Here is a 26950-nt window from a genome sequence, read left to right on the forward strand (position 1 = left end):
TGCACTCCAGGATGAGTCTGGAAGTCAACAAGGTCTTCGCCGCGGTGCTCACCGCCGGCGTGGTGTTCATGGTCTCCGGCGTGATCGGTGGCGCCATCGTGCATCCGCGGAAGCTGGAGACCAGCGCGCTGGCCCCGGCCGCCCCGCCCGCCGCGGCGGCGCCCGCCGCCGCGCCGGCCGAGGTGCAGCCGATCGGCCCGCTGCTGGCCGCCGCCAGCGCCGACAATGGCCGCCAGATCGCCCAGCGCGCCTGCGCCTCCTGCCACAACTTCGTCCAGGGCGGGCCGAATGGCGTCGGCCCCAATCTCTGGGGCGTGGTGAACGGGCCGCATGCGCATGTGGAGGGCTTCAACTACTCCGCCGCCATGCGCGCCCTGCACGACAAGCCCTGGGATTATGAGGCGCTGAACGCCTTCCTGACGCGCCCTGCCGCCGCCATCCCCGGCACCCGCATGGCCTATGCCGGCATGTCCAGCATCAACCAGCGCGCGGACGTGATCGTCTTCCTGCGCAGCCTGGCCGCCGAGCCGGCGCCGCTGCCCTGACCGGCCCGGCTGATTTCCTGGCGACGGCGGAAGCCGCCGCCGGGGCGGCGGGCGAGGCGATCCGCCCCCTGTTCCGCTCCGCCCTGCTGGTGGAAGCCAAAGGCGATGCCAGCCCGGTCACCGAAGCCGACCGGGCGGCGGAACGGGCCATCCGCGCCCTGCTGGCCGAGCGCCACCCCGATCACGGCGTGATCGGCGAGGAATACGGCGAGACCAACCCGGACGCCGAATGGGTCTGGGTGCTGGACCCGATCGACGGCACCCGCGCCTTCGTCACCGGCCGCCCGCTGTTCGGCACGCTGATCGGCCTGCTGCACCGCGGCACCCCGGTCCTCGGCCTGATCGACCAGCCCGTGACCGGCGAACGCTGGATCGGCCTTTCCGGCCAGCCGACCCGCTTCCTCTCCCGCTTCGGCGGCACGCCGCGCTGCCGGCCCTGCGCGACCCTGGCCGAGGCCGAACTCTCCTGCACCTCCCCCGACATGTTCGACGCGGAGACCGCGCCGCGCTTCGCCGCGCTGAAGGCCGCGGCCCGCCGCACCACCTGGGGTGGCGACTGCTACGCCTATGGCCTGCTGGCGCTCGGCCTGGTGGATGCGGTGGTGGATGCCACCATGAAGCCCTGGGACTGGGCCGCGCTGGTCCCGGTGGTGGAAGGCGCCGGCGGAAGCTGCACGGACTGGGCTGGCCGGCCGCTGCGCCTGGATGGCGATGGCAGCGTCCTCGCCCTCGGCGACCCGGCGATGCTGCCCGAGGTTTCGGCGCTTCTGGCCGGCTGAGCCGGCCGCCGCCCGTTGCGGCGCGGCGGGTGAACCCCCAGACTAACGCCATGCAGATCCATCCCCTACGCCGGCGCGATCTTCTGTCCCTCACCGCCGCCCTCGGCCTGGCGCCGGGCGCCCTGCATGCCGCAACCCCCGCCGGCGGCACCGCCGAAGCGGGCCAGGCGATCCGCACCCATGCCCTGTCGCTGCTCGGCCAGCCCGCCCTGCCCGCCGATTTCACGCACTTTCCCTGGGTGAACCCCGAAGCCCCGAAGGGTGGCGAGATCGCGCTGACGGCACTGGGGTCCTTCGACAGCTTCAACCAGTTCGTCCTGCGCGGCACACCGGCCGTCGGGCTCAGCCTGCTCTACGACACGCTGCTGAAGGAAAGCGCCGACGAGGCGAGCAGCGAATACCCCTATCTCGCGCAATGGATCGACCTGCCCGCCGACCGCCTCTCGGTGAGCTTCGAGCTGAACCCCGCCGCCCGCTGGCACGACGGCAAGCCCGTCACCGCCGCCGACGTGGTCTTCACCTTCAACGCACTCCGCACCCACGGCCGGCCCTTCTACCGCTCCTACTGGGGCGACGTGACGGAGGCCGTGGCCGAGTCCGAACGCCGCGTCACCTTCCGCTTCCGCAGCAACGAGAATCGCGAGCTGGCCCTGATCCTCGGCCAGATGCCCGTGCTGCCCGCGCATTGGTGGGAAGGCCGCGACTTCACCCGGCCGCTGCTGGAGCCGCCGCTGGGGTCCGGCCCCTATCGCCTGGAACGCTTCGAGGCCGGCCGCAGCCTGGTCTATCGCCGCGTGCCGGACTGGTGGGCGCGCGACATTCCCAGCCAGAAGGGCACGCAGAACTTCGACGTGCAGCGCTACGAGTATTTCCGGGACACCACCGTCGCCCTGGAAGCCTTCAAGGCCGGGCAGATCGACTTCCGGACCGAAAACAGTGCGCGCGACTGGGCCACCGGCTACGACTTCCCCGCCATGCGCCGGGGCCTGGCGAAGAAGGACGAGCTGCGCCACGAACTGCCCACCGGCATGCAGGCCTTCGCCATGAACCTGCGCCGCCCGCTGTTCCAGGACGCCCGCGTGCGCCGCGCGCTGATCGAGCTCTTCGACTTCGAATGGATGAACGCCAACCTCTTCTTCGGCAGCTACACCCGCACGCAGTCCTACTTCTCCAACTCCGAGCTCGCCTCCTCCGGCCTGCCCACAGGCGCCGAGCTCGCCGTGCTGGAACCCTTCCGCGGGCGCATCCCGGCCGAGGTCTTCACCACCGAATACAAGCTTCCCGTCACCGACGGCTCCGGCAACAACCGCGAGGGCCTGCGCACCGCGCTGCGCCTTCTCCAGGAAGCCGGCTGGCGCGTGCAGAACCGCCGCCTGGTCGGGCCCCAGGGCCAACCCTTCGAATTCGAGATCCTGCTGCAGGGCGCCACCTTCGAACGCATCGCCCTGCCCTACGTCCAGTCCCTGGAACGCGTCGGCATGACCGTCCGCGTGCGCACCGTCGACCCCTCCCAGTACCAGGCCCGCATCGACGCCTTCGACTACGACATGACCGTCGACGTCATCGGCCAGTCCCTCTCGCCCGGCAACGAACAGCGCGACTTCTTCTCCTCCGCCAAGGCCCGCGAAAACGGCAGCCAGAACGTCGCCGGCATCAGCGACCCCGTCATCGACGAACTCGTCGAACTCGTGGTCAACGCCCCCGATCGCGACCAGCTCATCGCCCGCACCCGCGCACTGGACCGCGTGCTGCTGTGGAACAACTTCATGATCCCCAACTGGCACAGCCGTACCTTCCGCATCGCCTTCTGGGACAAATTCGGCCGCCCCGAGCGCAACCCCCGCTACAACCTCGGCCTCGACAGCTGGTGGATCGACCCCAACAAGGACCGCGCCCTGACCGACGCACGGCGGACGCTGTAGGTGGCCAGGGGGGTGGTGTTGCGCCTGTGGTCCGCAGGGGGGCTTTGCCCTCCTGCACCCCCCACCAGGAGGCAGGGGCCTCCTGGACCACGAGTCCTTGAGCGGGAAGGGAGAGGGGCACAGCGGGACCGCATGATCGGCGCGACCGCCCGCCCCTCTCCCTTCCCGCTCATGATTCAAGGGTTCCAAGGGGCCACTGCCCCTTGGCGGGTGGGGTGTGGGGAGGGCAGCGCCCTCCCCACCGCCACATAGCGCAGACACGCCCCCATGGCCGCCTACATCTTCCGTCGTCTGTTGCTCGTGGTGCCGACCTTGTTCGGCATCATTCTCATCAATTTTGCCGTGGTGCAGTTCGCCCCGGGTGGTCCGGTGGAGCAGATGCTCGCCGAGTTGCGGGGCGAGGGGCAGACGCTCGGGCGTTTGACGGGTGAGGGGCAGGGGGAGACGCGGGCGCCGGGCGGGGGTGGCGGTGGCGAGGGGCCGGTCGGGACCTATCGCGGCGCGCGGGGCTTGGACCCGGCGATCGTGGCGGAGATCGAGCAGATCTTTGGCTTCGACAAGCCGGCGCATGTGCGCTTCGTCGAGATGATGAAGGGCTATCTGACCTTCGACTTTGGTCGCAGCCTGTTCCGCGATCGGCCGGTGGTGGATCTGATCGTCGAGAAGATGCCGGTCTCGATCTCGCTGGGGCTGTGGTCGACGCTGATCATTTATCTCGTGTCGATTCCGCTGGGCATCCGCAAGGCGGTGCGGGACGGCACGCGCTTCGATGTGTGGACCAGCGGCGTGGTGCTGGTGGGTTATGCGATTCCGGGGTTTTTGTTCGCCATCCTGCTGGTGGTGTTCTTTGCCGGCGGGTCTTTCGTGCAGTGGTTTCCGTTGCGGGGCCTGGCGAGTTCGGGGGCGGAGGGCTGGCCCTTCTGGCAGCGCGCCTTGGACTATGCCTGGCACATGGCGCTGCCCACCTTGGCCCTGGTGATCGGCGGCTTCGCGGGCCTGACGATGCTGACCAAGAACGCCTTCCTGGATGAGATCGGCAAGCAGTATGTCGTGACGGCGCGGGCCAAGGGCAATTCGGAGACGCGCATCCTCTACGGGCATGTCTTCCGCAATGCGATGCTGCTGATCATCGCGGGCTTTCCGGCGGCCTTCATCAGCATTCTCTTCACCGGCGCGCTGCTGGTGGAGATTGTCTTTTCGCTGGATGGGCTGGGGCTGCTGGGCTTCGAGGCGGCGATCCGGCGCGATTATCCGATCATGTTCGGCACGCTCTATATCTTCACGCTGATGGGGCTGGTGCTGCAGATCGTGGGCGACGTGATGTACACGGTGGTCGATCCGCGCATCGATTTCGAGGCCCGTCGATGACGCCCATCACGCTGCGGCGCATCGCCAATTTCAAGGCGAACAGGCGCGGCTACTGGTCCATGTGGATCTTCCTGGTGCTGTTCGTCCTCACGCTGTTCGCGGAGCTGCTGGCGAACGACAAGCCGCTGGTGGCGCGGATCGATGATCGCTGGCTGTTTCCGGCGGTGGTCGGCGGCTATGCGGAAAGCGACGTGCTGCCGGATGGGCTGCCCATCACCATGGACTGGCACGACCCGGAGCTGGCCAAGGAATTTTCGGAGCGCGGCGGCTGGGCCATCTGGCCGCTGATTCCCTATCGGCATGATTCCGTGGTGCGCGAGGTGGGCCAGCCCTCCCCGGCGCCGCCCTCCGCGCGAAACTGGCTGGGCACGGATGACCAGAGCCGGGATGTGCTGGCGCGGGTGATCTATGGGTTTCGCCTGTCGGTGCTCTTCGGATTCTCGCTGACCATCGTCAGTTCCCTGGTGGGCATCGCAGCGGGGGCGGTGCAGGGCTATTACGGCGGCTGGGTGGATCTCGGCTTCCAGCGCTTCATCGAGATCTGGTCCGGCATGCCGCAGCTCTATCTGCTGATCATCCTGGCCAGCGTGGTGGAGCCTGGCTTCTTCACCCTGCTGATTTTCCTGCTGCTGTTTTCCTGGATGTCGCTGACCGGCGTGGTGCGCGCGGAATTCCTGCGCGGGCGCAACCTGGACTATGTGCGGGCGGCGCGGGCGCTCGGCGTGTCGGATACCGCGCTGATGGCGCGTCACATCCTGCCCAATGCCATGGTCGCGACGCTGACTTTTCTTCCGTTCATCCTCTCGGGCTCGGTGACGGTGCTGGCCAGCCTGGATTTCCTCGGCTTCGGCCTGCCGCCGGGCTCGCCCTCGCTGGGGGAGCTGGTGAACCAGGGCAAGAACAACCTGCAGGCGCCCTGGCTGGCCATGACGGGCTTCGTCGTGCTGGGCGGCATGCTGACGCTGCTGATCTTCGTGGGGGAGGCGGTGCGCGATGCCTTCGACCCGCGCAAGCTGCCGGGGGGCAGGGCATGAGCAGGCCCTTGCTCGAGGTGCAGGACCTCGCGGTGGCCTTCGGCGCCAAGACCGTGGTGCAGGGCGTCTCCTTCACCGTGCAGCGGGGGGAGACGGTGGCGCTGGTCGGCGAAAGCGGCAGCGGCAAGTCCGTCACCGCGCTGTCCTGCCTGCGGCTGTTGGCCGGCGCCGGGCACAATCCGCGGGGCCGCATCACGCTGGACGGTACCGATGTGCTGGCGGCGCAGGGGGAGGATCTGCGCCGGCTGCGCGGTGGCGTGGCGGGGATGGTGTTCCAGGAACCCATGACCTCGCTGAACCCGTTGCACACGGTGGGCCGCCAGGTGTCGGAGGCGGTGACCCTGCATCGCAGCCTCTCGGGCGATGCGCTGCGCGCGCGGGTGGTGGAACTGCTGACCCGCGCCGGCTTCCCGCAGGCCGAGGCGCGGCTGAATGCCTATCCGCACCAGCTCTCGGGCGGCCAGCGGCAGCGGGTGATGATCGCGGTGGCGCTGGCCAATGACCCGGCGCTGCTGATCGCGGACGAACCCACCACGGCGCTGGACGTCACCATCCAGGCACAGATCCTGGAATTGCTAGCCGACCTCAAGCGGCGCCTGTCCATGGCGGTGCTGCTGATCACGCACGACCTCGCCATCGTCCGCCGCCATGCCGACCGTGTGGTGGTGATGCGCCAGGGCCAAGCGGTGGAGGCCGGCACGGTGGCGGAAGTTTTCGGCAATCCGCAGCACGACTACACCAAGATGCTGCTGGCAACCGAACCCCGCGGCCGCCCCCAGCCGGTGGCGCCGAACGCCCCGGAACTGCTCCGCGGCAGCGAGGTGAAGGTCCACTTCCCGATCAAGCGGGGAATCCTGCGGCGCACGGTCGGTCTGGTGAAGGCGGTGGATGGCGTGACGGTCGCGATCCGGGAGGGCGAGACCCTCGGCCTGGTCGGCGAATCCGGCAGCGGCAAGACCACGCTTGGCCTGGCGCTGCTGCGGCTGGAGGCGAGCGAGGGCCCGATCGCCTTCGGGGGCCAGCCGATCCAGGCGCTGTCCCGCAGCCAGCTTCGCCCGCTGCGCCGGCGCATGCAGATCGTCTTCCAGGACCCCTATGGCAGCCTCTCGCCCCGCATGACGGTGGCGGAAATCATCGGCGAGGGCCTGCGCGTGCATGAGAACCTCTCGGCGGGCGAGGCCGAGAGGCGCGTCGTCGCGGCGCTGGAGGAGGTGGGGCTGGAGTCCACCATGCTGGCCCGCTACCCGCATGAATTCAGCGGCGGCCAGCGCCAGCGCATTGCCATCGCCCGCGCCTTGGTGCTGAAGCCGCGGCTGGTGGTGCTGGATGAGCCGACCAGCGCGCTGGATGTCTCGGTGCAGGCGCAGGTGGTGGAGCTGCTGCGCGACCTGCAGGCGCGGCATCGCCTGGCCTATCTCTTCATCTCGCACGACCTGCGGGTGGTCCGCGCCCTGGCACACCGGATCGTCGTGCTGAAGGACGGCCGCGTGGTGGAGGAGGGGGAGGCGCAGGCGGTTGTCGAGGCGCCGCAACAACCCTACACCCGCGCCCTGATGGCGGCGGCCTTCAACCTGACCACCGCCGGCCACGAGGGTGTGGTACGGACATGAGCGAGGGCGATGACGCGCCGATGCCGCCGATCGAGCGGCTGCGGCTGCTGCTGGATGCGCAGCAGGCGAAGCTCGGCGTGCATATCCGCAAGATGAACTCGCCCGGCAGCCCGGTGTACCGCTACGGCGAGAATATCTGGCCGGCCGGCACCATCCTCGTCACCTCCTTCGCCGGCACCGCGCTGATCCACTTCTATGTCGGCGCGGCGATCCTGGCGGTGGGCTGCTGGTGGTGGCTGGCCAAGGTGCAGCCGCGAATCCGTGACGGCGTCTTCGACCGCACCAGCCTCTGGGCGCTGCAGTCGGAGGATCACTTCGACGCGCTCTGGGCCAAGGGCGTGCTGAGCCTGAGCGCCGAGCTGCCGGATGGCCGCAAATTCGCCGCCGGGCGCCGCGATGACTGGCGCGCCTTCGTGCGGCTGGTGTCACGCGAAACCGCCCCCACCGAGGACGCCGCCTGATGGCCGTGCTGCTTTCGACCAAGCCCGCCGCCATGGCGATGTGGCGCGACGCGCTGCTGGCGGTTGATCCCAACCTGGAAATCCGCATGTTCCCCGAGGCCGGCGATCCGGTGGATATCGAGGCCGCCGTGGTCTGGACCGCGCATGACATGGCGGAGCTGCGCCGCTATCCGAACCTGCGGCTGATCGTCTCCATGGGCGCCGGCGTCGACCACCTGCTGCGCCCGCCGGGACCGCCGCCCGGTATTCCGGTGGCCCGGCTGGTGGACCGGATGCTGACGACGCAGATGGGCGAATGGGTGCTGCTGAATGCGCTGCGCTTCCATCGCCAGGACCTCGACTATCGCGCGCAGCAGCGTGACCGGATCTGGCATGAGCTGCCGGCGCCGGTAACGGCGGAGACGCCGGTGGGCTTTCTGGGTCTGGGCGAGCTCGGCACCCATGCGGCGGCGCTGCTGCGCGGTCTCGGCTTTCCGGTGCTGGGCTGGTCACGCCGGCCAAAGCAGGTGCCAGGGGTGGCGTCCTTCCACGGCGCGGAGGGGCTGGACAGGATGGCGGCGCGCAGCCGCATCCTGGTCTGCCTGCTGCCGCTGACGCCGGAGACGCGCGGCATCGTCGATGCGCGCCTGCTCGGCCTGCTGCCGCGGGGGGCCTTCCTGATCAATGGCGCCCGGGGCCAGCATGTGGTGGATGCGGATCTGCTCGCGGCGCTGGAGTCCGGCCAGGTGGCAGCCGCCGCGCTCGATGTCTTCAGCCCCGAACCGCTGCCGGCGGAGCATCCCTTCTGGGCGCATCCGCGGGTGGTGATGACGCCGCATGCGGCCAGCATCACGATTCCGGCCAGCGCCGCGCCGCAGGTGGTCGAGAACCTCCGCCGCGCCCGCGCGGGCGAGCCCCTGCTGAACCTCGTGGATTTCAGCGCCGGATATTGAGGCCAAGCCGAAGGCAGCGCGCCATTTTGGGGCGCTGCCTTCCGGCTCAGCCGGCCTTGCGGGCCTCTTCCGGCACCACGGTCTCGCGCGCCGTCTGCTCCGCCACCGTCATGATGCTGCGCATGTCGCGCAGGAAGGCGGCGCCCTTCAGGGTGCGCTGCACCAGCACGCTGCGGCGGTCCATCGGGTCCACCTTGCGGCGGGCGAGGTCCAGCTCGCCGAGCCGGTCCAGCGCGCGGGTGATGGCGGGCTTGGAGACATTCAGCTCCGCCGCCAGGCCACGCACCGTATGCGGCCCATCCGTCAGATAGACGGTGAGGAACACGCCGAGCTGGCGTGCCGAGAGATCCGGTCCGTCGCGACGGACGAGCGCCACGACGGTGTCGCGGAGAATACCGACCAGCTGATCGGAGTTTGCCTGAGTGGCCATGATGTCCATTCCTTCTTCGACACGCTTGCGGCTGGCCTGCGCCGATTTTGCACCAGCGCCTCCTCGGCCCTTGGCGCGTCCCTCTGCTGTCCCGCTTTGCGAAGGGTTCGTTCCTGACACGCCCTTCTGAGAGCGCCGCGAGCCTGAAAGTTCCCGTTTCATCTCGAATTCGTTACCGTCCTGAAGTGCGTTGATCGGCAACCAACGCGGTAACGGCCTGTGCCAAGGCACGTGCCGCCTGGATTTCGCCGCCTTCCGGCCGGCCGGGGCGCGACTGATCGTTCCAGGCATACAGATCGATATGAGCCCATCGCAGGCCCCGTGATACGAAGTGTTGCAGAAACAAAGCCGCGACAACGGCACCCGCCATTGGCTTGGAGCTGACGTTGTTGAGGTCAGCGATAGGACTGTCCAGCCAAGAAACGTAATTTTTCATCAGCGGAAGTTGCCACACCGCATCGTGAACCGTGATGCCCGCTGAGAGAATACTTTGTGCGAGATCGGCATCATCCGAGAACAAGGCCGGCAGATCGGGCCCGAGCGCGACACGCGCTGCTCCCGTCAGCGTCGCCGCGTCGATCAGCAGGTCGGGCGCCTGTTCCGAGGCGTAGGTCAGCAGATCCGCCAGGACCAGGCGTCCCTCGGCGTCAGTATTGCCGATTTCCACCGTTATTCCTTGCCGCGTCCGGATCACATCCATCGGCCGGAAGGCGGTGCCGGAGACGCTGTTCTCCACCGCGCCCACCAGCAGCAGCAGCCGGATCGGCAGCCGGGCGCGGATCAGCATCTCCGCCGTCGCGATCATGGCGGCGGCGCCGCCCATGTCCTTCTTCATCCGCAGCATGGCCGCGGCCGGCTTCAGGTCCAGCCCGCCGGTGTCGAAGCACACGCCCTTGCCGCAGAGCGCGACCAGTGGCCCATCGGGCGCGCCCTGCCAGCGCAGGATGGCCACGCGCGGCGCGCGCGGGCTGCCCTGGCCCACGGCCGCGACCGCCGGGAAGCCCTGCTCCAGGGCGCTGCCGGAGATTTCCTCGAAGCTGGCGCCGTGGGCGGCCGCCAGCCGCGCCACGGCGGCGGACAATTCGCTGGGGCCGAGATGGTTGGCCGGCTGGTTCACCAGGTCCCGCCCGGCCCAGATCGCCTCCGCCTGCTGCTGCGCCGCCTGCGTCCCCGGCGGGGCGACCAGCAGGGCCGGCCGGCGCGGCGCGCGGGATTTCAGCCGCGCGAAGCGATAGGCGCCCAGGCACCAGCCCAGCGTCGCCGCAACCGGGTCGGGCGCACCCTCGATCCGCCAGCAGCTGCCTTCCGGCAGGGCGAAGGGCAGGGCGCCGAAGGCCCAGGGGGCGGCGGCCGCGGCCGGATCCTCGCCCAGGCCGAGAACTGCGCCCGCCAGGCCGCCGCCACCGGGCAGCAGGCGAAGTTCCTGCGCCCGGCCGCCGAAGCCGCTGGCCCGCAGGAAATCCGCGCTGGCCTCCGGCAGGGTGGCAAGCAGGGCGGGCAGCCCATCGGGCGCCACCGCATGCAGCGGCAGGGCGCGGTCGGCGGCCTCGGTCAGGCAATCCAGCATGCGGGCTCCCAATGGGGTTCGGGACGGATCCGGCAGGTGATCCGGCCTGGCGACAACGATGACGCTAACACGGAAAGGAATAACAACCACAGGATGTAATGATGCCAATACGTAATCCCGTAGCCGTTTAGGCCGGCGCCGGTCCCGGCCGTGTTCCGGGTGCCGCGCCGGGCAGCCGGCGATTCCCTCCGGCCCGGACTTGCTGTAGGGCCGTGCCCCATGCGGATTCTGCTGTGGTACTGGGGCCGCCGCGGCGGCGGCGCGCAATTCACGCTCGGTCTGGCCCAGGCGCTGGCCCGGCGGCCCGGCGTCGCGCTGCGCCTGTCCATCTCACGCCAAGGTGAATTACTGGACAGGTTTCGGAAATTGAGCGTGGCCACCGACATTGTGGACACCTACCGCGATCTCCCGGGTTTCGCCACCGGACTGCTCCGACTTCCTGGCCTGACCCGGCAATTGCAGCGCAGCGCGGCGGAGGCGGATGTCGTGGTCTCCGGCATGACGCATGTCTGGACCCCGCTGGTGGCGCCGGCCCTGGCCCGGGCCGGCCGCGCCTTCGTGCCGGTGGTGCACGATGCCGCGCCGCATCCCGGCGATTTCGCCTGGGCCTGGGATTGGCGGCTGGGGCGGGAGCTGGATGCCGCGCGGGCCGCCGTGGCACTGTCCGACCAGGTGGCGGATTCGCTCGCGCGCCGCCGCCCCGCCTTGCCGCTGATCCGCATGCGCCTGCCGGCCCTGCTGGCGCCCGGCGCCGCGCCCGCCCCGCCTTCAGCGCCGCCGCCGCCGGGCCTGCGGCTGCTGTTTTTTGGCCGCTTCCGCCACTACAAGGGCCTCGACCTGCTGCGCGACGCCTTCCGCCTGCTGCACCGGGCGCATCCCGAGGTCACGCTGCGCGTGGTGGGGGAGGGGGATGCGGAAGCCTGCGCCCCCGGCCTCGGCGCGCTGCCCGGCCTTCGGCTGGAGCCGCGCTGGGTGGCGGAGGATGAGATCCCCGCGCTGCTCGCCGAGGCCGATGCGGTGGTGCTGCCCTATCGGGAGGCCAGCCAGTCCGGCATCGTGCCGCAGGCTCTGGCCATGGGTGTGCCGGTGGTGGCCATGCCGGTGGGCGGGCTGACGGAGCAGCTGCGCCCGGGTGCGGGCGGCCTGCTGGCGGAGGCGGTGACCCCGGCCGCCCTGGCCGCCGCCCTGGCCCGGTTGACCGTACCGGCGGAGCTCGCCCGCCTGCGCGCCGAGGCACGGGAGGCCGGGCGGGCCGAGGCCGACTGGGACGGCCAGGCGGAGGCGCTGTTGCAGGGGCTTTCGCGCGTGCTGGGCTGAGCCGTCCTCAGGGCAGGGCGGGCAGCCCGGTCGCCCAGTGCAGGATGCCCAGCGCGAAGATCGCGGCGCCGAGCCCGTGCACGATGGCCGGCGGCACCGGCGTGGCGCGCAGCGCGAGCAGCGCCAGGCTGCCGAACAGCGCGCGCCAGAAGCTGGCATCCAGCAGCAGCAGGCCGAGAAAGGTGAAACCGACGAACCAGGCGGCCCGCATCGCCCGCTGCATGGCTGGATCCTTGAGGCAGGACCCGTTTCTGGCCCATGCCGGGCTGGCGGACAAGCTCCCTGCCCCTGCTTGATCGACGGGAACGACCATGCAACAAACTCGCGCATCTGGTGTGGCTTTGTTGTGGAGGCGGGCGATGGACCAGGGCCGCCGCCTGCCAGCCTCCGGACAATAGCCGGCCGCGTCGCGCCGATCGCGGCGCCCGGTTCAGCCAAGGGAAAATCCCGCTTGACCCATCCCCTGTTGCGCCGGCTCGCGCACCTCCTGCCGCCGATCCAGCGCCTGTCGCAAAGCCGCGATGCCGCGCTGCGGGAACGGGATGCGGCGCTGGAGCATATGCGGCGCCTGGTCGACCAGCAGGCGGCGGAGCACGCCGCCCTGCTGGCGGCCAGCAGGGCGGAGGGCGAGCGGGCGGCGGATGCGCGGATGGAGCGCACGTTGAGCATGGTGCGTGCCGAATACACGGTGCTGCCACGCTTCGGCTTCCACCAGCCGCTGGACTACGACGAGGCCAGCCTGCCGCCGCGTTTCGACCCCCCGGTGATGCGGGAAGGGGAGCCGCTGCCGCTGCCCGCGCCGGCTGACCGCTTCGGCTACCCGGCCGATGATACGGCCTATCTGCATATGGGCGGGCTGGATGCGGCCATCGTGCGCGACGCCATCGCTCGTCACCTCGGCGCGCCGCGCGATCTCGCGCTGCTCGACTTCGGCTGTTCCTCCGGCCGCGTGCTGCGGCATTTCGAGGCGGAGCGCAGCGGCCAGGGCTGGCGGCTGCATGGCGTGGACATCCAGGCGCGGCCGATCGAATGGTTGCGGCTGCACTTCCCCGAAAGCTACACGGTGACCACCGGCACGGTGCAGCCGCACCTGCCCTTCGAGGACAACAGCCTCGATGTCATCTACGGCTTCAGCGTCTTCACCCACATCAAGTACCTGTGGGACATGTGGCTGCTGGAGTTGAGGCGCGTGCTGAAGCCGGGCGGGCTGCTGGTGCAGACCATCCACACCGAGAATGCCTGGGCCTACTATCACCGGCAGCGCAACGAGGAATGGGTCCGCCGCGCCCATTCGCCGCGCATGCTGGAATCCCCGACCATGGAGCCCGACTGGTTCCACCATGGCGATATCGCGGTGAGCCAGGCCTTCTGGAAGGCGGAGGTCGCCCGCCGCAACTGGGCCCGCTACCTCGAGGTGCTGGAGCTGCTGCCGCCGCAGCACGCCCTGTCCTTCCAGGACGTGATGATCTGCCGCAAGCCGGCGCGCTGAGGCGCCGGCTTTCGCAGCGGCTCAGAAGGCAAAGGGCTCCGGCGGGTCGTTGGGGGCGCTGCGCGGCACATCGAATTCATGGATGCCGCCGACGCCGAAGCCCACCCATTGGCTGCCGGTCCAGGCATATTCGTATTCGTTGCCGATGCCCCATTCGCTGGCCGGCTGGCCATTCTGGCCCCAGGAGCGCGTCGGCAGCCAGCGGTCGCTGTTGCCGTCGTAGTAGTCGGTGATCCAGAGCGTGCCGTCGCGGATATGGGTCGGGTTGGGGTGGTCCCACTTGGCATAGATCTCGTAGTAGCCGCGTGCGCCCTGCAGCCGGTCGCCCACCTGGAAGCGGGCGAAGTCCTCGGACAGCCAGCCGGCATAGAGGTCCCCGGACTGGCTGTAGAAGGCCCAGGCATAATAGCCGTCCGGCCCGACATCGACCTGGTAGATGCCCCCCTGGCCGAAGTCGTCCCATTCATTGCCGTCCCAGACATAGTCGTATTCCTGGCCGAGCCCCGCCTGCGTGACCGGCTGGCCGCCCTGGTCCCAGGCGCGCGCCTTCATCCAGCGGTCCGACTGCGCATCCAGGTAATCGGTCACCCAGACCGTGCCCTCCGCCGCGCCACCGGTGGCCCAGCTGCGGTCGTAGATGGTGTAGGTTCCGCGGGCGCCGGCGAATTGCTGGCCCACGGTGTAGAGCCCGGCATCGGCCACGGTGAAGCCGGCATAAATGTCGCCGGTCGTCCAATGCCGGAAATACCAGGAAAAGCGCGCCGGCTGCTCCACGCTGGCCTGCACGGTGCCAGCGTAGCCGAAGTCATCCCATTCGTCGCCGTCCCAGGCATAGTCGAATTCCGAGCCCAGCCCGCCATAGCCGCTCGGCGCGCCGCCCAGCACATAGCCCGCATAGCTGGTCAGCTGCTGGTTGGCGCTGACGTCGTAATAGCCGCCGGTGGTCCAGACCGTGCCATCGGCGATCACCTGCCCGCCGAGCGAGGCGGTGCCGGTGATGGTATAGGTGCCGCCCGGCACGGTGACCGTATCGCCGATATCCCAGACGGTGCTGTGCCCGACGAGGCGGCCGAAATAGCGGTCGCCATTCGTCATCTGGAAGGTCCAGTCGAGCAGCGCATCCGCCACCCGATCGGCCTGCATGGCACCGCCCAGGCCCACCTGCACCCAGGCATTGCCGGTCCAGGCGCGGTCCAGCTCGCTGCCCAGCCCGCCATAGCCGGCGGCGGCCGCGCCGCCGCTTTCCAGCGTGAAGTCCACCCGCGCCGCCGCATCCCAGTAGCGCGTGATGCGCACCGTGCCCTCGCTGCCCGCCTCCGCCTGGTCCTGGCCGAAGGGGGTCTCGGTCAGGATGCGATAGGTGCCGTGGTCGGTGCGCAGCGTGTCGCCCGGCGCCCAGGCGACGCTGTCGGCCAGCAGCGTGCCGTACAGCGCATCGCCGCTGAAGGCATTGAAGACCCAGGTGAAGATGCTGTCCGCCAGGTCGCCGGGATCGGCCTGGTCGGCGCCGCCGCGGCCAAAGCTGTCCCAGCCGCTGCCGTTCCAGGCGGCATCCACCTCGCTGCCCAGCCCGGTGAGGCCCGCCGGGCTCGCCTCCCCCAGCTGGGTCAGCATCCAGCTGCCGGTGCGGTCGCGGTACCAGCCGACGGCGATCCAGCCCTCCTCCATCCCAAAGGCGCCGAGATCCGTGCCCTGCGGGTCGCTGGCGACGATGGTGTAGGTGCCATGCGCGGTGGCGAGCGTGCTGCCCACCACATAGCGCGTGGAATCCTCCACCAGCGTGCCGCCCCAGCTGTCGCCGGTGGTGGCGCGAAAGGTCCAGGTGAAGATGCTGTCCGTTATCGTGGACATGGCCAGGCCAGGGCCGAAGGGGTCATGTTTGGGCTCCGCGGCCCTTGCTGGGCCGGCCCGCGCAGTCTCTCGCAAGGCGGTGAAACCGGCGTTAACCGGCCGCCCGCCCCGGCGGGCGGTCAGGCCAGCAGGCGGCCGATGCGCTCCACCAGGGCCGCGGCGGTATAGGGCTTGCCGAGGAAGTTCACCCCCTCGTCCAGCCGGCCATGATGGATGATGGCGTTGCGCGTATAGCCGGTGGTGAACAGCACCAGCAGGCGCGGCCGCCGCGCCAGGGCGGCGGCGGCCAGCTCCCGCCCATTCATGCCGCCCGCCAGCACCACATCCGTGAACAGCAGCGTCACCTCGGGATGCGCCTCCAGCAGCGCGAGCGCGCTGGGGCCGTCGGCGGCGGCGATCGGCCGGCAGCCGGCCTCGGCCAGCGCGGCCACGGCGAAGTCCCGCACCATCTCCTCATCCTCCACCACCAGCACGGTGGCGCCGGGCGCGAGGTGGGGTTCGGCGGCCTGCGGGCGCTGCGCCGCGGGCGGCGGCTGCTCCGCCTCGCGCAGCCGCGGAAGGTAGAGCTTCACGGTCGTGCCCTGGCCTGGCTCGCTGTAGATCGCTGCATGGCCGCCGGACTGGCGGGCGAAGCCATAGACCTGGCTGAGCCCGAGGCCGGTGCCCTGGCCCACTGGCTTGGTGGTGAAGAAGGGCTCGAAGGCGCGGGAGACCACCTCGGGCGCCATGCCGCTGCCGGTGTCGGAGACGCAGATCAGCACATACTGCCCGGCCTCCACATCCTCTCGCCCTGCCGCATAGGACTCGTCCAGATGGGCATTCGCCGTCTCGATGGTCAGCTTGCCGCCGCCGGGCATGGCGTCGCGGGCATTCACCGCCAGGTTCAGCAGCGAGGATTCCAGCTGGTTCGGATCCGCATGCGCGCGCCAGAGCCCGCCCGAGAGCACGGTCTCGATCTCGACATCCTCGCCCAGCGTGCGGCGCAGCAGGTCCGACATGCCGGCGACCAGGCGGTTGGCATCCACCGCCTCCGGCGCCAGCGGCTGCTGGCGGGAGAAGGCGAGCAGGCGCTGGGTCAGGGTCGCGGCGCGATTCGCCCCCTCAAGTGCATTCTCGATGCCCCGGCCGATGCGCGTCTCCAGCGCCTGGCGCGCGGTGGGATCGCCCTGGCCCTCCAGCTCCCCCAGCCGGCGGCGGGCCAGCGCCAGGTTGCCGATGACGACGGTGAGCAGGTTATTGAAGTCATGCGCCACGCCGCCGGTCAGGCGGCCCACCGCCTCCATCTTCTGGGACTGGCGCAGCTGCGCCTCGGCGCGGTCCCGCCCGCGGGCGGCGGTGACCAGCTGGGCATTGGTCTCCGCCAGGTCCCGCGTGCGCTCCGCCACGCGCTGCTCCAGCGCCTCGTTCAGCCGGCGCAGCTCCTCCTCCCGCCCCCGGATGGTGCGGGCGGCCTCGGCCAGGGCGGCGGCGGTTTCGGAGACTTCGCGGATGCCGCTCGGCACCGCCGCCACCGCCTCCCCCCGCCCCAGCGCCGCGGCCTGGGCGGCCAGGTGGCGCAGCGGATTGGCGATCCGCCGGCCGAGCACCAGGGCCAGCAGCAGCGACAGGGTGGCAAGCCCCGCGCCCACCCCGCCCAGCAGCAGCAGCGCGCGGTTCAGCGGCTGGTTCAGCCGGGCCAGCGGCACGCCGACCGCGACCCGCCAATCCGCCAGCGCCACCTTGGCATAGCTGCCGAGCACCGGCGTGCCATCGGCCGTGAAGCCGCGCCAGCTGCCTTCCCAGCCGATCGCATGGCGGCGCAGATCATCGGTCGCCATCTGGCCGACGAAGTCCTCGTGCCGGTTGTTCCGCGCCAGGATGCGGCCCTGGCCGTCGATCACGGCCAGTGTCCAGCCCTCCGGCGCCTGGCGGTCCTCCAGCACCTGGCGGATGCGGTCCGCCGGCGCGCTGAGGCTGAGGAAAAGCCCCGCCGGCTCACCCTGCACCGGCACCCCGGCGGGCAGTTCCACGGCGAACATCGGCGCCGGGTTCAGGACGCCGCGGAACAGGTCCGTCACCACCAGATGGTTGCGGCCCGGGGCCGGCGGCGGCAGGGGGGAGTTGGCGGGCAGCGGCTCGCCGGGCGCCAGCCAGGCATTCAGCCGCTGCTGCCCGCCGGCATCGCGCAGCACGGTCGCCATGCCCAGGCGCTGGCGCAGCTCCACCGCCTGGGCGTGGAAGCCCGGGAGATTCCCCTGCACAAGCTGTGGCGACAGGGCCAGCAGGTTCAGCGTGGCGGCGATGCCGGTGAGTTCACGGTCCACCGCCAGGGCGACGGCGCGCGCGGTGTTCAGCGCCTCATCCTCCAGCCGCTCGCGCTGCGCCGTGGCGAAGCTGTTCGACAGCGTCGCGACGAAGACCAGGATGGGCAGCGCCAGCGCGGCTGCGAAGAGCACCAGGTGGCGCCGCACGGGCCGGCCGGCCGCGCGACCGGCCGGGGGCGCGGCGTCCGGCGAGGGCGGTCCAGGCGCGGCTGGGTCCAAAAGGCGGGCTCCATCTGGGGCGAGGCAGGGCGTCCGGTCGCGCAGGCGGGCGCCGGGCTTGCCGCCAGCCTTCCATGCCCAATGGCGCGGCGGCGGGCAAGGCCGCTGGAGGCCGGCGGGGGCCAAGGCCGCCGGAGGCGGCGGGGGGCAAGGCCGCCGGAGGCGGCGGGGGGGCAAGGCCGCCGGAGGCGGCGGGGGGGGGGCAAGGCCGCCGGAGGCGGTGGGGGCCGGGTCCGCCGCTGGCCCGATTCTTGTTATATCACGCGCCTGCCGGGATCGCCTGGCAGGCTGCGGAGGCTGACCATGGACACGCTGATCCTCGAACCCGGCTGGATCTGGGATGCGCAGGCGGGGCTGCGCAGCGGGCGCTATCTGGTGGTGCAGGACGGCCGCATCGCCGATGTGACGACCGAACGCCCCACCATGGAGGCACCCCGCATCAGCCTGCCCGAAAGCCTGCTGCTGCCCGGCTTCGTCAACCTGCACAACCACGCCTTCAGCGCCCCCCTGTTCCGCGGCCTGGCCGATGACATCGGGGAGGGCGAGCTGCCCGGCGACATCGTCTATTCCCTGCTGATGCCACTCGGCGATATCGCAGCCGAGGTGCTGGACGCCGAGGCGATCGGCGACGTGGCGGAGATGGCGCTGCTGGAGACGCTGAAGGGCGGCTCCACCACCATCATGGATGTCTGGCGCCTGCAGCAGGCGCCCTTCATCGAACGTGGCCGGCGGCTGGGGCTGCGGACCTATTCCTGCCCCTACCTCTTCTCCACGCCGAAGATGGACATGGGCCCGGATGGCAAGCCGGTGACGGCGCCGGAAACGGCGGATACCGGTTTCGACCGGGTGATGCAGCTTTTCGCGGACTACGACGAGGGGCCGCGCGGGCGCACCCGCGTCGGCTTCGGGCCGCATGGGCTGGACACCTGCACGCCCGAATTGCTGGCGCGCATCCGGGGCACGGTGGACGAGATCGGCTGCCCGCTGACCATCCATGCGGCGCAGAGCCAGGTGGAGCTCGACATCGTGCGCGCCCGCTACGGCAAGTCGCCCATCGAACACATCCGCGACCTCGGCCTGCTGCGCCCCGGCACGGTGCTGGCGCATTGCGTGATGGCCACCGATGCGGAGCTGGCGATGATCCGCGACCACGGCGCGGCGGTCGCCTCCTGCCCCTATGCCTTCTCACGCTTCGGCGTCGCCGTGCCCTTCGCGCGGTTCCTGGATGCGGGCATCCGGCTTGGCGTCGGCACGGATGGCGTGGGGCTGGACATGGTGGCGGAGCTGCGCGCCGCGGCGCTGCTGGCAAAGGTGCAGGCCGGGCGCGGCGGGATCGCGAGCGGGGAGGCGATGCTGCGCGCCGCCACGGCCTCCGGCGCCGCCGCCATCGGGCGCGACGATCTCGGCACGCTGGCGGTCGGCGCCACGGCCGACCTGCTGCTCTTCGACCTGTCCGGCGCCCGCTACCAGCCGGTGTGGAACCCCTTGCAGGCGCTGCTGACCAATGGCGTGGCGGCGGACCTGCATACCATGCTGGTGGATGGCCGGCCGCTGATCCGTGACCGGATGGTGCAGGGCGTGGACGAGGCCGCGGTGGTGCGCCGCGGCGCCGCCGCCATCCGCCGCGTCTGGGACGAGGCGCGGCGGCTGGGGCGCGTGCCCGCCGGCATCGCGGCGCGGCGGGCGTGACGCCCTTCAGACGATCTTGCGGTCCTCCGGCAGGTAGCGGTCGGTATAGGTGAAATCCATCGTCGGGGTGACGGGAATGCCGAAGGCCTCCGCCACCTGGCGGGCGGAGGTCTCGAAGCGGTCCTTCACCACCGAGGAGACGCCATTGGCCCGCACATGCGGCGTCAGCAGCGCCACCTCGTTGATCAGCTCGTTGCGCGCGATCTCCACCGCCGTGTCGATCAGCGGCTCCCGCCGCTTCAGGGAGGCCATGGCCGCATCGGGCTCCGCCAGCATGGCGCGCAGGCCGCGGATGGTGGCCTGGTTGAAGCCGCGCACCACGTCCGGGTTCTGCTCCGCGAAGGCCTTCCGCACCACGAGACCGGAGGAATAGAGCTGCACGCCCCATTGGTTGTATTGCAGCCAGCCAATGTCGCGCAGCGGCACGCCGGTGCCCACCATGTTCAGCGCCGTGGTGGTCAGGAAGCCCAGCGTCGCATCCGCCCGGCGCTGGATCACCATGGTATCGCGCAGCTGCGCCGTGACCGAGAGCAGGTTGATCTTCGACACGTCGAGCTGGTTGGCGCGGGCAAAGATCGGAAACAGCAGATGCGTGCCCTCGCCAGGGGAGACGGAGACGGTCCGCCCCTCCAGGTCCTTCGGCTTGGTGATGCCCGAGGACTTCAGGAAGATCGCCGCATTGGGCGAGGCGTCATACAGCACGAAGACCGAGGTGACCTGGCTGCCCGGATTCTCGTGGTTGAACTTCAGCGCCAGGTTGGTGTCGGCGAAGCCGATGTCATAGGTGCCGGCGGCCACCTTGGTCAGCGTGTCGCCGGAGCCGAAGCCGCGGTCGATCTGCACATCGAGGCCGGCTTCCGCGAAGAAGCCGCGATCGGCGGCCAGGGTCCAGGCCGAATGGGCCGACTGCCAGGCCCAGTCCAGGCAGAATTTCACCGGCCGCCGGGCGCCCTGCGCCAGGGCGGGCGCGGCCAGGCTGGGCAGCAAGAGGGCAGATGTCAGGACATTGCGGCGGGTGAATGCGTGCATCTTGGGCAGCCTCCGGTTGGGGATCGCGCAGCGCGCGATGCCCGCGATGTCCAGCAATCGCCGTGCCGCAAACCGGCATCGCCGGGACGCTGGACAGCCGCCCTGCCGCGCCCGATCCTGGCCGCCGGTCACAAAGGACAGGACAAATGCGAGCGATGCGTTTCCTCGGTGCGATGCTTGCCGCGATGGTGGCACTCGCCATGCCTGCCTCGGCGCAGCCCTGGCAGCCGACCCGCCCGATCGAGATCGTCGTGCCCTTCACCGCCGGCTCTCTCGCCGACCGCAACATGCGCGTGGTGGCGCCGCTGCTCTCGGCCGAACTCGGCGTGCCTGTCGCGGTCCAGAACATCCCCGGCGCCAATGGCTACAACCGCATCTACCGCGCCGCGCCGGATGGCCAGACCATCGGCTATGGCGACCCTGTGGCGCAGATGGCGCTGGCCATCGTGCAGCCGCAGCCCTTCGAGGTGCTGCGCTTCACCTGGCTCGGCCATTTCTCCGCCGGGGTGCAGACCATGGTGGCCTCCGCCCGCGGCCGGGTCGCGAGCCTGGAGGCGCTGCGCGGCCTGCGCCAGCCCGTTCGCTGCGGCACTTTTGGCGGCATCTCCACCGGCGCCGCGCAATGCGCGCTGCTGGGCGCGCAATTCGGCTTCCCCGTCGCCTTCGTCTCCGTCCAGGGGCCGCCGGAGCTGGTGCTGGCGGCGGTGCGCGGCGATGTGGATCTCGCCTCCCTCGGCCCGACGCTCTGGCGCGACCATATCGCGGCCAATGCGGTGCGGCCGCTGCTCTCCTGGTCTGGCCAGCGCGATGCGCGGCTGCCGGAACTGCCGGCGCTGAATGACATCGCCCTGGCGAACCTGGCCGACGTCACCGTGATCCGCGGCGTCGCCGCGCCGCCCGCTTTGCCGCCCGCGATCCGGGACCGGCTGATCGCGGCGCTGAACGCCGCCATGGCCAAGCCGGAATGGGAGGCTTTTGTGGCCCAGGCACAGCTCGAGCGCGACTGGACTTTTTCGGCGACCTACCCGGAGAGCCTGGCGCGTGCACAGGCATTGCTGCAGCAGAACGCCGCCACGCTGCGCGGCGCCTTCTGATGCAGCACCTGCTGCTGCCCGGCTGGCGCGCGCGCATCGGCGTGATCAGCCCGACCGTGCTGGAACGCATCCCGCTGGATTTCCAACGCATCGCACCGGAGGGCTGCATGATCTGCGGCATCACCACCGGCATGGGCGGCTGGGCCGGCAACCAGTATGGCCAGGCGCTGGCGCAGCTGAAGGAGTCCGTGCGCTACCTGGCGGCGCGCAAGGTGGACTTCATCCTGCACGTCGCCTCCCCCATCGTGGTGGCGCAGGGGCCGGGCTATGACCGGGTGCTGCTGGCCGAGATGGCGGAGGTTTCGAACGGCATCCCCTGCGGCACCACCATCCGCTGCGCGCTCGATGCCTTCGCCGAGCTCGGCGCCCGGCGCATCCTGGCCGTCACGCCCTTCCATGAGACGCTGAACGGCCAGATGCGCGCCTTCGTGGAGGCCGAGGGCTACAGCTTCTCCCGCATCGCCAGCGTGCCCGCGCATTTCGATTTCCTGCAGGACATCCCGCCCGATGTTCTGTTCCGCGCGGCGCTGGACGCAGCAGCCAGCAATCCGGATTTCGACGCCATCTGGCTGCCCTCCGGCCAGGTGCCGGCGGTGGAGGTGGTTCGGGCGCTGGAGGCGCGCCTCGGCAAGCCGGTGGTGGCGCAGAACCACGCCGACTTCCTGGCCGCCTTCCGCACGCTTGGCGTCACCGGCATCGCGCTCGGCCATGGCATGCTGCTCGACCGGTTCGCGGGCTGATGGACAATCTCGCTTCCGCGCTGATGGAAGGCCTCGCCCAGGCCACCACCTTCGACGCCCTGGTCTTCATGATCTTCGGCACCGTCGTGGGCTATGTCTTCGGCATCCTGCCGGGGCTGCAATCCATCACGGCCATGTCGGTCTTCCTGCCGCTGACCTATTGGTGGACGCCGGCCCAGGCGATGTACTTCTTCGCCGGCATCATCGGCGCCGCCGGCAATGGCGGCGCCGTGACGGCGATCGTGCTGAACATTCCCGGCACGGCGCAGAATGCGGCGACGACGCTGGAAGGCTATCCGATGACGCGCGCCGGCCGCGCCGTCTTCGCGCTGAACCTCTCGGCCTCCGCCAGCTGGCTCGGCGCCGTCTTCGGCGTGGTGGTGCTGGTGGCGCTGGTGCCGGTCTTCCTGCCCTTCCTGCTCTCCTTCGGCCCGGCCGAGACCTTCTGGGTCGCGGTCTTCGGCTTGGTCACCATGGTGCTGGCGGTGGCGGGGTCGCCGGCCAAGGGGCTGGTCGCCATCGCCATCGGCGTCTTCCTCGCCATCATCGGCATGGGCGGGCCGCGCCTGCCGGTGCCGCGCTTCACCTTCGGCAGCAGCTATCTGCTGGATGGGCTGGAGATCGTCGTCGTCATCATCGGTTTCCTCGTCGTCTCGGAATGCCTGCTGCAGGTGGCCGGCGTCTGGGCGCGGGGGCGGGACTCCGGCATCGCCACCAATGCCGTGGCGCGGGTTGGCGCGGATTGGAAGCAGCAGATGCGGGACGGCTGGATGGCGCCCTTCCGCTATCCGGGGATCTTCCTGCGCTCCTCCGCTCTCGGCACCGCCGTGGGCGCGCTGCCCGGCGTGGGCGGCACGGTAGCACAATTCCTGTCCTATAACCTGGCCGTCGCCACCACCAAGGATGCCAGCCAGATCGGCAAGGGGGCCGAGGACGCGCTGGTGGCGACGGAGGCCGCGACCAATTCCAAGGAAGGCGGCGCGCTCTTCCCGACCCTGCTCTTCGGCATTCCCGGCAATGCGGAGATGGCGCTGGTGCTGGCCGCCTGGCAGATTCATGGGCTGGAGCCGGGGCCGAGCTTCATGACCACGCATGGCGCCCTGGCCTGGGCGCTGGTCTTCGGCCTGCTCTTCTCCAACCTGGTGGCCAGCGTCGGCACCGCGGCGGCGAGCCCCTGGCTGGCGCGGCTGCCGGGTTTTGATATGGGCATCCTGGCGCCGGCGGTGCTCGTGGCCTCCCTGATGTCGGCCTATACCGTGCGCTCCAATTTCCTCGATCTGGGCCTGCTGCTCGGCATCGGCGTGTTTGGCGCCTTCCTGCGGCTCTATGGCTATTCGGTGATCGGCGTCGTCATCGGCTTCGTGCTGGGCGATGTCATCGAGCGGAATTTCTATACGGCGCTGCAGAGCTCGCTCGGCGATTATTCGGTCTTTGTCGGATCGCCTGTGGCGGCCGTGCTGGCGGCGATCACCGGCATCGCGGCGCTGGTCTGCGGCGTGAAGGTCGCGCGGGGGCGGCGGGAGGCGGCGGATGCGGCCGGCTTCTCGCGCGGCGCCATCCTCTTCGCGGCGCTGATGCTGGCCGCAACGCTGGCGCTGCTGTGGCAGGCGATGGCGCCGGGCTGGCGCGGCGGCAGCGTGGCGCCCGGCGTGCTGGGCCTGGCTGTGCTGCTGCTGGCGCTGGTGCTGCTGCAGGCCTGGCGGGGGCGGGAAGCGGCTTCGGTGCCGGAGGCCGCGGCCACGCTGCGCCTGGCCGCGCTGCTGGTGGCGGCGCTGGGCGTGGCGCTGTGGCTCGGCTTCCTGGCCGGCATGGCGGCCCTCCTCGCCGCCTTCTGGATCGGCGTGCAGCGCCGTCCGCCGGGCCGCGCCCTGGCGCTGGTCGCGGTCTTTGCGCTCGCCCTGCCGCTGGGCTTTTCCTGGCTGGTCGAAAGCCCGCTCTGGCGCGGCGTGGTGGCGCCGCTGCTGCCGGGGGTGATGGGGGGCGAGGTGATGCCCTCGCCCTGAGTTCAGACGACGCCGGCGCGCAACAGGTCGTGCAGGTGCAGGATGCCGACCGGCACGCGGTCCGGCCCGACGACGAAGAGCGAGGTGATCCGCGCCTCGTTCATCACCGCCAGCAGCTCCGCCGCCAGCGTCTCCGGCGCCGTGGTGCGGGGCGTCGCCGTCATCACGGAGACCACCGGGCTGTCCATGGCCACGCCCTTCTGCAGCGCGCGCCGCACATCGCCATCGGTCAGCATGCCGGCCAGCGTGCCATCGGCGGCGGTGATGCCGGTGACGCCGAAGCGGCGGGAGGTCATGTTCACCACCGCCTCCGCCAGCGTCGCATCCAGCGGCACCAGCGGCAGTTCATCGGCACCATGCATCAGGTCCCGCGCCCGCCGCAGCCGCGCGCCGAGCTTGCCGCCGGGGTGGAATTCGGAGAAATCCTGCGGCGAGAAGCCCCGCGCCTCCAGCAGCGCCATGGCGATGGCATCCCCCAGCGCCAGCGTCATGGTGGTGGAGGTGGTGGGCGCCAGGCCATGCGGGCAGGCCTCCGCCATGCGCGGCATGGTCAGGCAGATATCCGCCGCGCTGCCCAGCGCGCTCTCCTCGCCCGCCGTCAGCGCGATCAGCGGCACGGCGAAGCGGCGCGTATAGGCGATGATCGCGGCCAGCTCCGGCGCCTCCCCGGACCAGGACAGCGCCATCACCGCATCCTGCCGTGTCACCATGCCGAGGTCGCCGTGGCTGGCCTCCGCCGGATGCACGTAGTGCGAGGGCGTGCCGGTGGAGGCCAAGGTCGCCGCGATCTTGCGCGCGATATGGCCGGACTTGCCCATGCCGGTCAGGATCAGCCGGCCCTGCAGGCCCAGCAGCAGATCGACCGCCGCCAGCACCCGCGGGCCGAGCGGCCCGCCCATCGCCGTCTCCAGCGCCTGCAGCCCTGCCGCCTCCAGCGCCACGGTGCCGCGCAGGATCGCCATGCGCTCCGCCTGGCTCATGCCCGCCCCCGCAGCATCTCGCGCGCCCGTTCCAGGTCCTCCGGCGTATCGACGCCGAGCGGCACGTCGTCCACCACCACCGCATCCATCCGCATGCCGGCTTCCAGCGCCCGCAGCTGTTCGAGTTTTTCTCTAACCTCGAGCGGCGAGGGCGGCAGCGCCACCATCCGCAGCATCGGCCCGCGGCGCCAGGCGTAGAGGCCGATGTGATGCCAGAGCGGCCCGGGGCCGGTCGGCGCCGTGGCGCGGGTGAAATAGAGGCAGCGGAAGCGGCCGGGCGCGATCTCGCTGCCCACCATCTTCACCACGGAGGGTGCCGTGCGCTCCTCCTCGCGATGGATTTCGGCCACCAGCGTCGCGGCGTGCACGTCCGGGTCGGCCAGCGGGCCGAGGGAGGCGCGGATCGCCGCCGGCGCGATGGTCGGCAGGTCGCCCTGCACATTCACCACCGTGTCGTAGCGGCCTTCCGGGTCCCAGGCCGTCAGCGCCTCCGCGATGCGATCGGTGCCGGAGGGGTGGTCGCCGCGGGTCATCGCGACCTCGCCGCCCACGGCCCGGATGGCCTGCGCCACCTCCGGGCTGTCGGTCGCCACCAGCACGGGGCCGATCGCGGCCTCCATCGCCCGGCGCCAGACATGCACGATCATCGGCGCGCCGTGGATTTCCGCGAGTGGCTTGCCCGGAAGCCTTGTGGCCGCCATGCGCGACGGGATCAGGATGACGGGGTTCATGCTGTGGCAAAACCCTTCACCAGGGCGTCGATGGCCATCAGCCGGCGGATCAGCGCCTCGAACTGCGCCAGGGGGACCATGTTCGGGCCGTCCGAAGGCGCATTGTCCGGGTCCTCATGCGTCTCGATGAACAGCCCGGCGACGCCGACCGCGCAGGCGGCGCGGGACAGGGTTTCCACGAATTCGCGCTGCCCACCGGTGGAGGTGCCCTGCCCGCCCGGCTGCTGCACCGAATGGGTGGCATCGAAAATCACCGGCAGGCCGGTCTGGGCCGCCATGATCGGCAGGGACCGCATGTCGGAGACCAGCGTGTTGTAGCCGAAGGAGGCGCCGCGCTCGGTCAGCATCACATTCGGATTGCCGGCGCCGGTCAGCTTGGCGGCGACGTTCTTCATGTCCCAGGGTGCCAGGAACTGGCCCTTCTTGACGTTCACCGCCCGGCCCGTGGCGGCGGCGGCCAGCAGCAGGTCGGTCTGGCGGCAGAGGAAGGCCGGGATCTGCAGCACATCCACCGCCTCGGCGACGGGCGCGCATTGCTGCGATTCATGCACGTCTGTGATCACCGGCAGGCCCAGGCTGTCCCGGATCTCGGCAAAGACCGGCAGCGCGGCGGCCATGCCCATGCCGCGGGCGGCGGTGGCGGAGGTGCGGTTGGCCTTGTCGAAGCTCGACTTGTAGATCAGCCCGATGCCGAGCCGGCCGCAGATCTCCTTCAGCGCCGTCGCCGTCTCCAGCGCATGGGCGCGGCTTTCCATCTGGCAGGGGCCGGCGATCAGCGCGATGGGCAGGTGGTTGCCGAACGAAACCGGGCCGATCTGCACGACCTGCTGCGGGAGAATCTGGGACATGCCGGGCCT

The 26950-nt window shown here is 70.6% G+C and carries 23 protein-coding genes; 14 read left to right on the plus strand and 9 right to left on the minus strand.

Annotated elements, in window-relative coordinates; genetic code table 11:
* Window positions 1–11: 11 nt before the first annotated feature.
* The 8 genes from ACTIF1_RS05765 (at window position 12) to ACTIF1_RS05800 (ending at window position 8651) form a co-directional block, all read left to right on the plus strand.
* Complete coding sequence (locus ACTIF1_RS05765) at window positions 12–545, plus strand: c-type cytochrome (protein WP_439595431.1); 534 nt, start codon at window positions 12–14, stop codon at window positions 543–545.
* Window positions 542–1324: a histidinol-phosphatase gene (gene hisN / locus ACTIF1_RS05770; RefSeq protein ID WP_439595613.1), complete on the plus strand. Its 783-nt coding sequence runs from the start codon at window positions 542–544 to the stop codon at window positions 1322–1324. Before ACTIF1_RS05765 ends, hisN begins: the two co-directional genes overlap by 4 nt.
* A 50-nt stretch (window positions 1325–1374) precedes the next feature.
* Window positions 1375–3246: an extracellular solute-binding protein gene (locus ACTIF1_RS05775; RefSeq protein WP_439595432.1), complete on the plus strand. Its 1872-nt coding sequence runs from the start codon at window positions 1375–1377 to the stop codon at window positions 3244–3246.
* A gap of 267 nt (window positions 3247–3513) precedes the next feature.
* The gene (locus tag ACTIF1_RS05780; RefSeq protein ID WP_439595433.1) at window positions 3514–4614 is read left to right on the plus strand and encodes a microcin C ABC transporter permease YejB; all 1101 of its coding nucleotides are present in this window, start codon (window positions 3514–3516) and stop codon (window positions 4612–4614) included.
* Complete coding sequence (locus tag ACTIF1_RS05785) at window positions 4611–5648, plus strand: ABC transporter permease (RefSeq protein ID WP_439595434.1); 1038 nt, start codon at window positions 4611–4613, stop codon at window positions 5646–5648. The genes ACTIF1_RS05780 and ACTIF1_RS05785 overlap by 4 nt, the downstream gene beginning before the upstream one ends.
* Window positions 5645–7258 carry an ABC transporter ATP-binding protein gene (locus ACTIF1_RS05790; protein ID WP_439595435.1) on the plus strand — a complete coding sequence of 538 codons (1614 nt, stop codon included), beginning with the start codon at window positions 5645–5647 and terminating at the stop codon, window positions 7256–7258. Before ACTIF1_RS05785 ends, ACTIF1_RS05790 begins: the two co-directional genes overlap by 4 nt.
* On the plus strand, window positions 7255–7719 hold the full coding sequence (locus ACTIF1_RS05795; protein ID WP_439595436.1) for a hypothetical protein: 465 nt from the start codon (window positions 7255–7257) through the stop codon (window positions 7717–7719). Before ACTIF1_RS05790 ends, ACTIF1_RS05795 begins: the two co-directional genes overlap by 4 nt.
* Window positions 7719–8651 (plus strand): 2-hydroxyacid dehydrogenase, encoded by a 933-nt coding sequence (locus tag ACTIF1_RS05800; protein ID WP_439595437.1) that lies wholly within the window; start codon window positions 7719–7721, stop codon window positions 8649–8651. The genes ACTIF1_RS05795 and ACTIF1_RS05800 overlap by 1 nt, the downstream gene beginning before the upstream one ends.
* A 46-nt stretch (window positions 8652–8697) precedes the next feature.
* Here the strand turns inward: ACTIF1_RS05800 and ACTIF1_RS05805 are convergent, their stop codons facing one another.
* Both ACTIF1_RS05805 and ACTIF1_RS05810 read right to left on the minus strand, forming a co-directional pair.
* A complete protein-coding gene (locus ACTIF1_RS05805; RefSeq protein ID WP_439595438.1) occupies window positions 8698–9081 on the minus strand; it encodes a MarR family transcriptional regulator in 384 nt (127 codons plus the stop codon).
* A gap of 172 nt (window positions 9082–9253) precedes the next feature.
* On the minus strand, window positions 9254–10648 hold the full coding sequence (locus ACTIF1_RS05810) for a leucyl aminopeptidase family protein (protein ID WP_439595439.1): 1395 nt from the start codon (window positions 10646–10648) through the stop codon (window positions 9254–9256).
* A gap of 219 nt (window positions 10649–10867) precedes the next feature.
* Here ACTIF1_RS05810 and ACTIF1_RS05815 point away from each other — a divergent pair, with 219 nt between their 5' ends.
* Complete coding sequence (locus ACTIF1_RS05815; protein WP_439595440.1) at window positions 10868–11965, plus strand: glycosyltransferase family 4 protein; 1098 nt, start codon at window positions 10868–10870, stop codon at window positions 11963–11965.
* A gap of 7 nt (window positions 11966–11972) precedes the next feature.
* Here the strand turns inward: ACTIF1_RS05815 and ACTIF1_RS05820 are convergent, their stop codons facing one another.
* Complete coding sequence (locus tag ACTIF1_RS05820; RefSeq protein WP_439595441.1) at window positions 11973–12188, minus strand: hypothetical protein; 216 nt, start codon at window positions 12186–12188, stop codon at window positions 11973–11975.
* A gap of 228 nt (window positions 12189–12416) precedes the next feature.
* Between ACTIF1_RS05820 and ACTIF1_RS05825 the strand changes: the two genes are divergently transcribed.
* Window positions 12417–13454 carry a class I SAM-dependent methyltransferase gene (locus ACTIF1_RS05825; protein ID WP_439595442.1) on the plus strand — a complete coding sequence of 346 codons (1038 nt, stop codon included), beginning with the start codon at window positions 12417–12419 and terminating at the stop codon, window positions 13452–13454.
* A 21-nt stretch (window positions 13455–13475) separates the two neighbouring features.
* Here ACTIF1_RS05825 and ACTIF1_RS05830 read toward each other — a convergent pair whose 3' ends face one another.
* Together ACTIF1_RS05830 and ACTIF1_RS05835 are read right to left on the minus strand one after the other, a co-directional pair.
* Window positions 13476–15305, minus strand: a complete 1830-nt coding sequence (locus tag ACTIF1_RS05830) for a hypothetical protein (protein WP_439595443.1) — start codon at window positions 15303–15305, stop codon at window positions 13476–13478.
* Window positions 15306–15424: 119 nt separating this feature from the next.
* Window positions 15425–17755, minus strand: coding sequence for an ATP-binding protein (locus ACTIF1_RS05835; protein WP_439595444.1), 2331 nt, complete (start codon window positions 17753–17755; stop codon window positions 15425–15427).
* A 375-nt stretch (window positions 17756–18130) separates the two neighbouring features.
* Between ACTIF1_RS05835 and ACTIF1_RS05840 the strand changes: the two genes are divergently transcribed.
* Entirely contained in the window at window positions 18131–19516 is a 1386-nt protein-coding gene (locus ACTIF1_RS05840) for an amidohydrolase family protein (RefSeq protein ID WP_439595445.1), read from the plus strand.
* A 6-nt stretch (window positions 19517–19522) separates the two neighbouring features.
* Here ACTIF1_RS05840 and ACTIF1_RS05845 read toward each other — a convergent pair whose 3' ends face one another.
* Window positions 19523–20545: an ABC transporter substrate-binding protein gene (locus tag ACTIF1_RS05845; RefSeq protein WP_439595446.1), complete on the minus strand. Its 1023-nt coding sequence runs from the start codon at window positions 20543–20545 to the stop codon at window positions 19523–19525.
* Window positions 20546–20691: 146 nt separating this feature from the next.
* Between ACTIF1_RS05845 and ACTIF1_RS05850 the strand changes: the two genes are divergently transcribed.
* From ACTIF1_RS05850 to ACTIF1_RS05860, 3 genes are read left to right on the plus strand one after another with little or no spacing between them, the layout of a single operon-like run.
* On the plus strand, window positions 20692–21639 hold the full coding sequence (locus ACTIF1_RS05850) for a tripartite tricarboxylate transporter substrate-binding protein (protein ID WP_439595447.1): 948 nt from the start codon (window positions 20692–20694) through the stop codon (window positions 21637–21639).
* Window positions 21639–22379 (plus strand): hypothetical protein, encoded by a 741-nt coding sequence (locus tag ACTIF1_RS05855; RefSeq protein WP_439595448.1) that lies wholly within the window; start codon window positions 21639–21641, stop codon window positions 22377–22379. The genes ACTIF1_RS05850 and ACTIF1_RS05855 overlap by 1 nt, the downstream gene beginning before the upstream one ends.
* Window positions 22379–24382 carry a tripartite tricarboxylate transporter permease gene (locus tag ACTIF1_RS05860; RefSeq protein WP_439595449.1) on the plus strand — a complete coding sequence of 668 codons (2004 nt, stop codon included), beginning with the start codon at window positions 22379–22381 and terminating at the stop codon, window positions 24380–24382. Before ACTIF1_RS05855 ends, ACTIF1_RS05860 begins: the two co-directional genes overlap by 1 nt.
* A gap of 2 nt (window positions 24383–24384) precedes the next feature.
* Here ACTIF1_RS05860 and ACTIF1_RS05865 read toward each other — a convergent pair whose 3' ends face one another.
* Genes ACTIF1_RS05865 through kdsA form a run of 3 tightly spaced genes read right to left on the minus strand, consistent with a single transcriptional unit; the run spans window position 24385 to window position 26941 of the window.
* Window positions 24385–25362 carry a KpsF/GutQ family sugar-phosphate isomerase gene (locus ACTIF1_RS05865; RefSeq protein WP_439595450.1) on the minus strand — a complete coding sequence of 326 codons (978 nt, stop codon included), beginning with the start codon at window positions 25360–25362 and terminating at the stop codon, window positions 24385–24387.
* Complete coding sequence (locus ACTIF1_RS05870; RefSeq protein ID WP_439595451.1) at window positions 25359–26093, minus strand: 3-deoxy-manno-octulosonate cytidylyltransferase; 735 nt, start codon at window positions 26091–26093, stop codon at window positions 25359–25361. The genes ACTIF1_RS05865 and ACTIF1_RS05870 overlap by 4 nt, the downstream gene beginning before the upstream one ends.
* Window positions 26090–26941 (minus strand): 3-deoxy-8-phosphooctulonate synthase, encoded by an 852-nt coding sequence (kdsA, locus tag ACTIF1_RS05875; RefSeq protein ID WP_439595452.1) that lies wholly within the window; start codon window positions 26939–26941, stop codon window positions 26090–26092. Before kdsA ends, ACTIF1_RS05870 begins: the two co-directional genes overlap by 4 nt.
* Window positions 26942–26950: the final 9 nt, after the last annotated feature.

It is taken from the genome of Falsiroseomonas sp., from assembly GCF_051860665.1.
In the GTDB taxonomy this organism is placed as follows: Bacteria; Pseudomonadota; Alphaproteobacteria; order Acetobacterales; family Acetobacteraceae; genus Falsiroseomonas.

What these genes read in the sequence shown, in the direction of transcription:
- ACTIF1_RS05765 (WP_439595431.1), top strand. Translation starts at nt 12, where the DNA reads ATGAGTCTGGAAGTCAACAAGGTCTTCGCCGCGGTGCTCACCGCCGGC.
- ACTIF1_RS05775 (WP_439595432.1), top strand. Translation starts at nt 1,375, where the DNA reads ATGCAGATCCATCCCCTACGCCGGCGCGATCTTCTGTCCCTCACCGCC.
- ACTIF1_RS05780 (WP_439595433.1), top strand. Translation starts at nt 3,514, where the DNA reads ATGGCCGCCTACATCTTCCGTCGTCTGTTGCTCGTGGTGCCGACCTTG.
- ACTIF1_RS05785 (WP_439595434.1), top strand. Translation starts at nt 4,611, where the DNA reads ATGACGCCCATCACGCTGCGGCGCATCGCCAATTTCAAGGCGAACAGG.
- ACTIF1_RS05790 (WP_439595435.1), top strand. Translation starts at nt 5,645, where the DNA reads ATGAGCAGGCCCTTGCTCGAGGTGCAGGACCTCGCGGTGGCCTTCGGC.
- ACTIF1_RS05795 (WP_439595436.1), top strand. Translation starts at nt 7,255, where the DNA reads ATGAGCGAGGGCGATGACGCGCCGATGCCGCCGATCGAGCGGCTGCGG.
- ACTIF1_RS05800 (WP_439595437.1), top strand. Translation starts at nt 7,719, where the DNA reads ATGGCCGTGCTGCTTTCGACCAAGCCCGCCGCCATGGCGATGTGGCGC.
- ACTIF1_RS05805 (WP_439595438.1), bottom strand. Translation starts at nt 9,081, where the DNA reads ATGGCCACTCAGGCAAACTCCGATCAGCTGGTCGGTATTCTCCGCGAC.
- ACTIF1_RS05810 (WP_439595439.1), bottom strand. Translation starts at nt 10,648, where the DNA reads ATGCTGGATTGCCTGACCGAGGCCGCCGACCGCGCCCTGCCGCTGCAT.
- ACTIF1_RS05815 (WP_439595440.1), top strand. Translation starts at nt 10,868, where the DNA reads ATGCGGATTCTGCTGTGGTACTGGGGCCGCCGCGGCGGCGGCGCGCAA.
- ACTIF1_RS05820 (WP_439595441.1), bottom strand. Translation starts at nt 12,188, where the DNA reads ATGCAGCGGGCGATGCGGGCCGCCTGGTTCGTCGGTTTCACCTTTCTC.
- ACTIF1_RS05830 (WP_439595443.1), bottom strand. Translation starts at nt 15,305, where the DNA reads ATGTCCACGATAACGGACAGCATCTTCACCTGGACCTTTCGCGCCACC.
- ACTIF1_RS05840 (WP_439595445.1), top strand. Translation starts at nt 18,131, where the DNA reads ATGGACACGCTGATCCTCGAACCCGGCTGGATCTGGGATGCGCAGGCG.
- ACTIF1_RS05845 (WP_439595446.1), bottom strand. Translation starts at nt 20,545, where the DNA reads ATGCACGCATTCACCCGCCGCAATGTCCTGACATCTGCCCTCTTGCTG.
- ACTIF1_RS05850 (WP_439595447.1), top strand. Translation starts at nt 20,692, where the DNA reads ATGCGAGCGATGCGTTTCCTCGGTGCGATGCTTGCCGCGATGGTGGCA.
- ACTIF1_RS05855 (WP_439595448.1), top strand. Translation starts at nt 21,639, where the DNA reads ATGCAGCACCTGCTGCTGCCCGGCTGGCGCGCGCGCATCGGCGTGATC.
- ACTIF1_RS05860 (WP_439595449.1), top strand. Translation starts at nt 22,379, where the DNA reads ATGGACAATCTCGCTTCCGCGCTGATGGAAGGCCTCGCCCAGGCCACC.
- ACTIF1_RS05865 (WP_439595450.1), bottom strand. Translation starts at nt 25,362, where the DNA reads ATGAGCCAGGCGGAGCGCATGGCGATCCTGCGCGGCACCGTGGCGCTG.
- ACTIF1_RS05870 (WP_439595451.1), bottom strand. Translation starts at nt 26,093, where the DNA reads ATGAACCCCGTCATCCTGATCCCGTCGCGCATGGCGGCCACAAGGCTT.
- kdsA (WP_439595452.1), bottom strand. Translation starts at nt 26,941, where the DNA reads ATGTCCCAGATTCTCCCGCAGCAGGTCGTGCAGATCGGCCCGGTTTCG.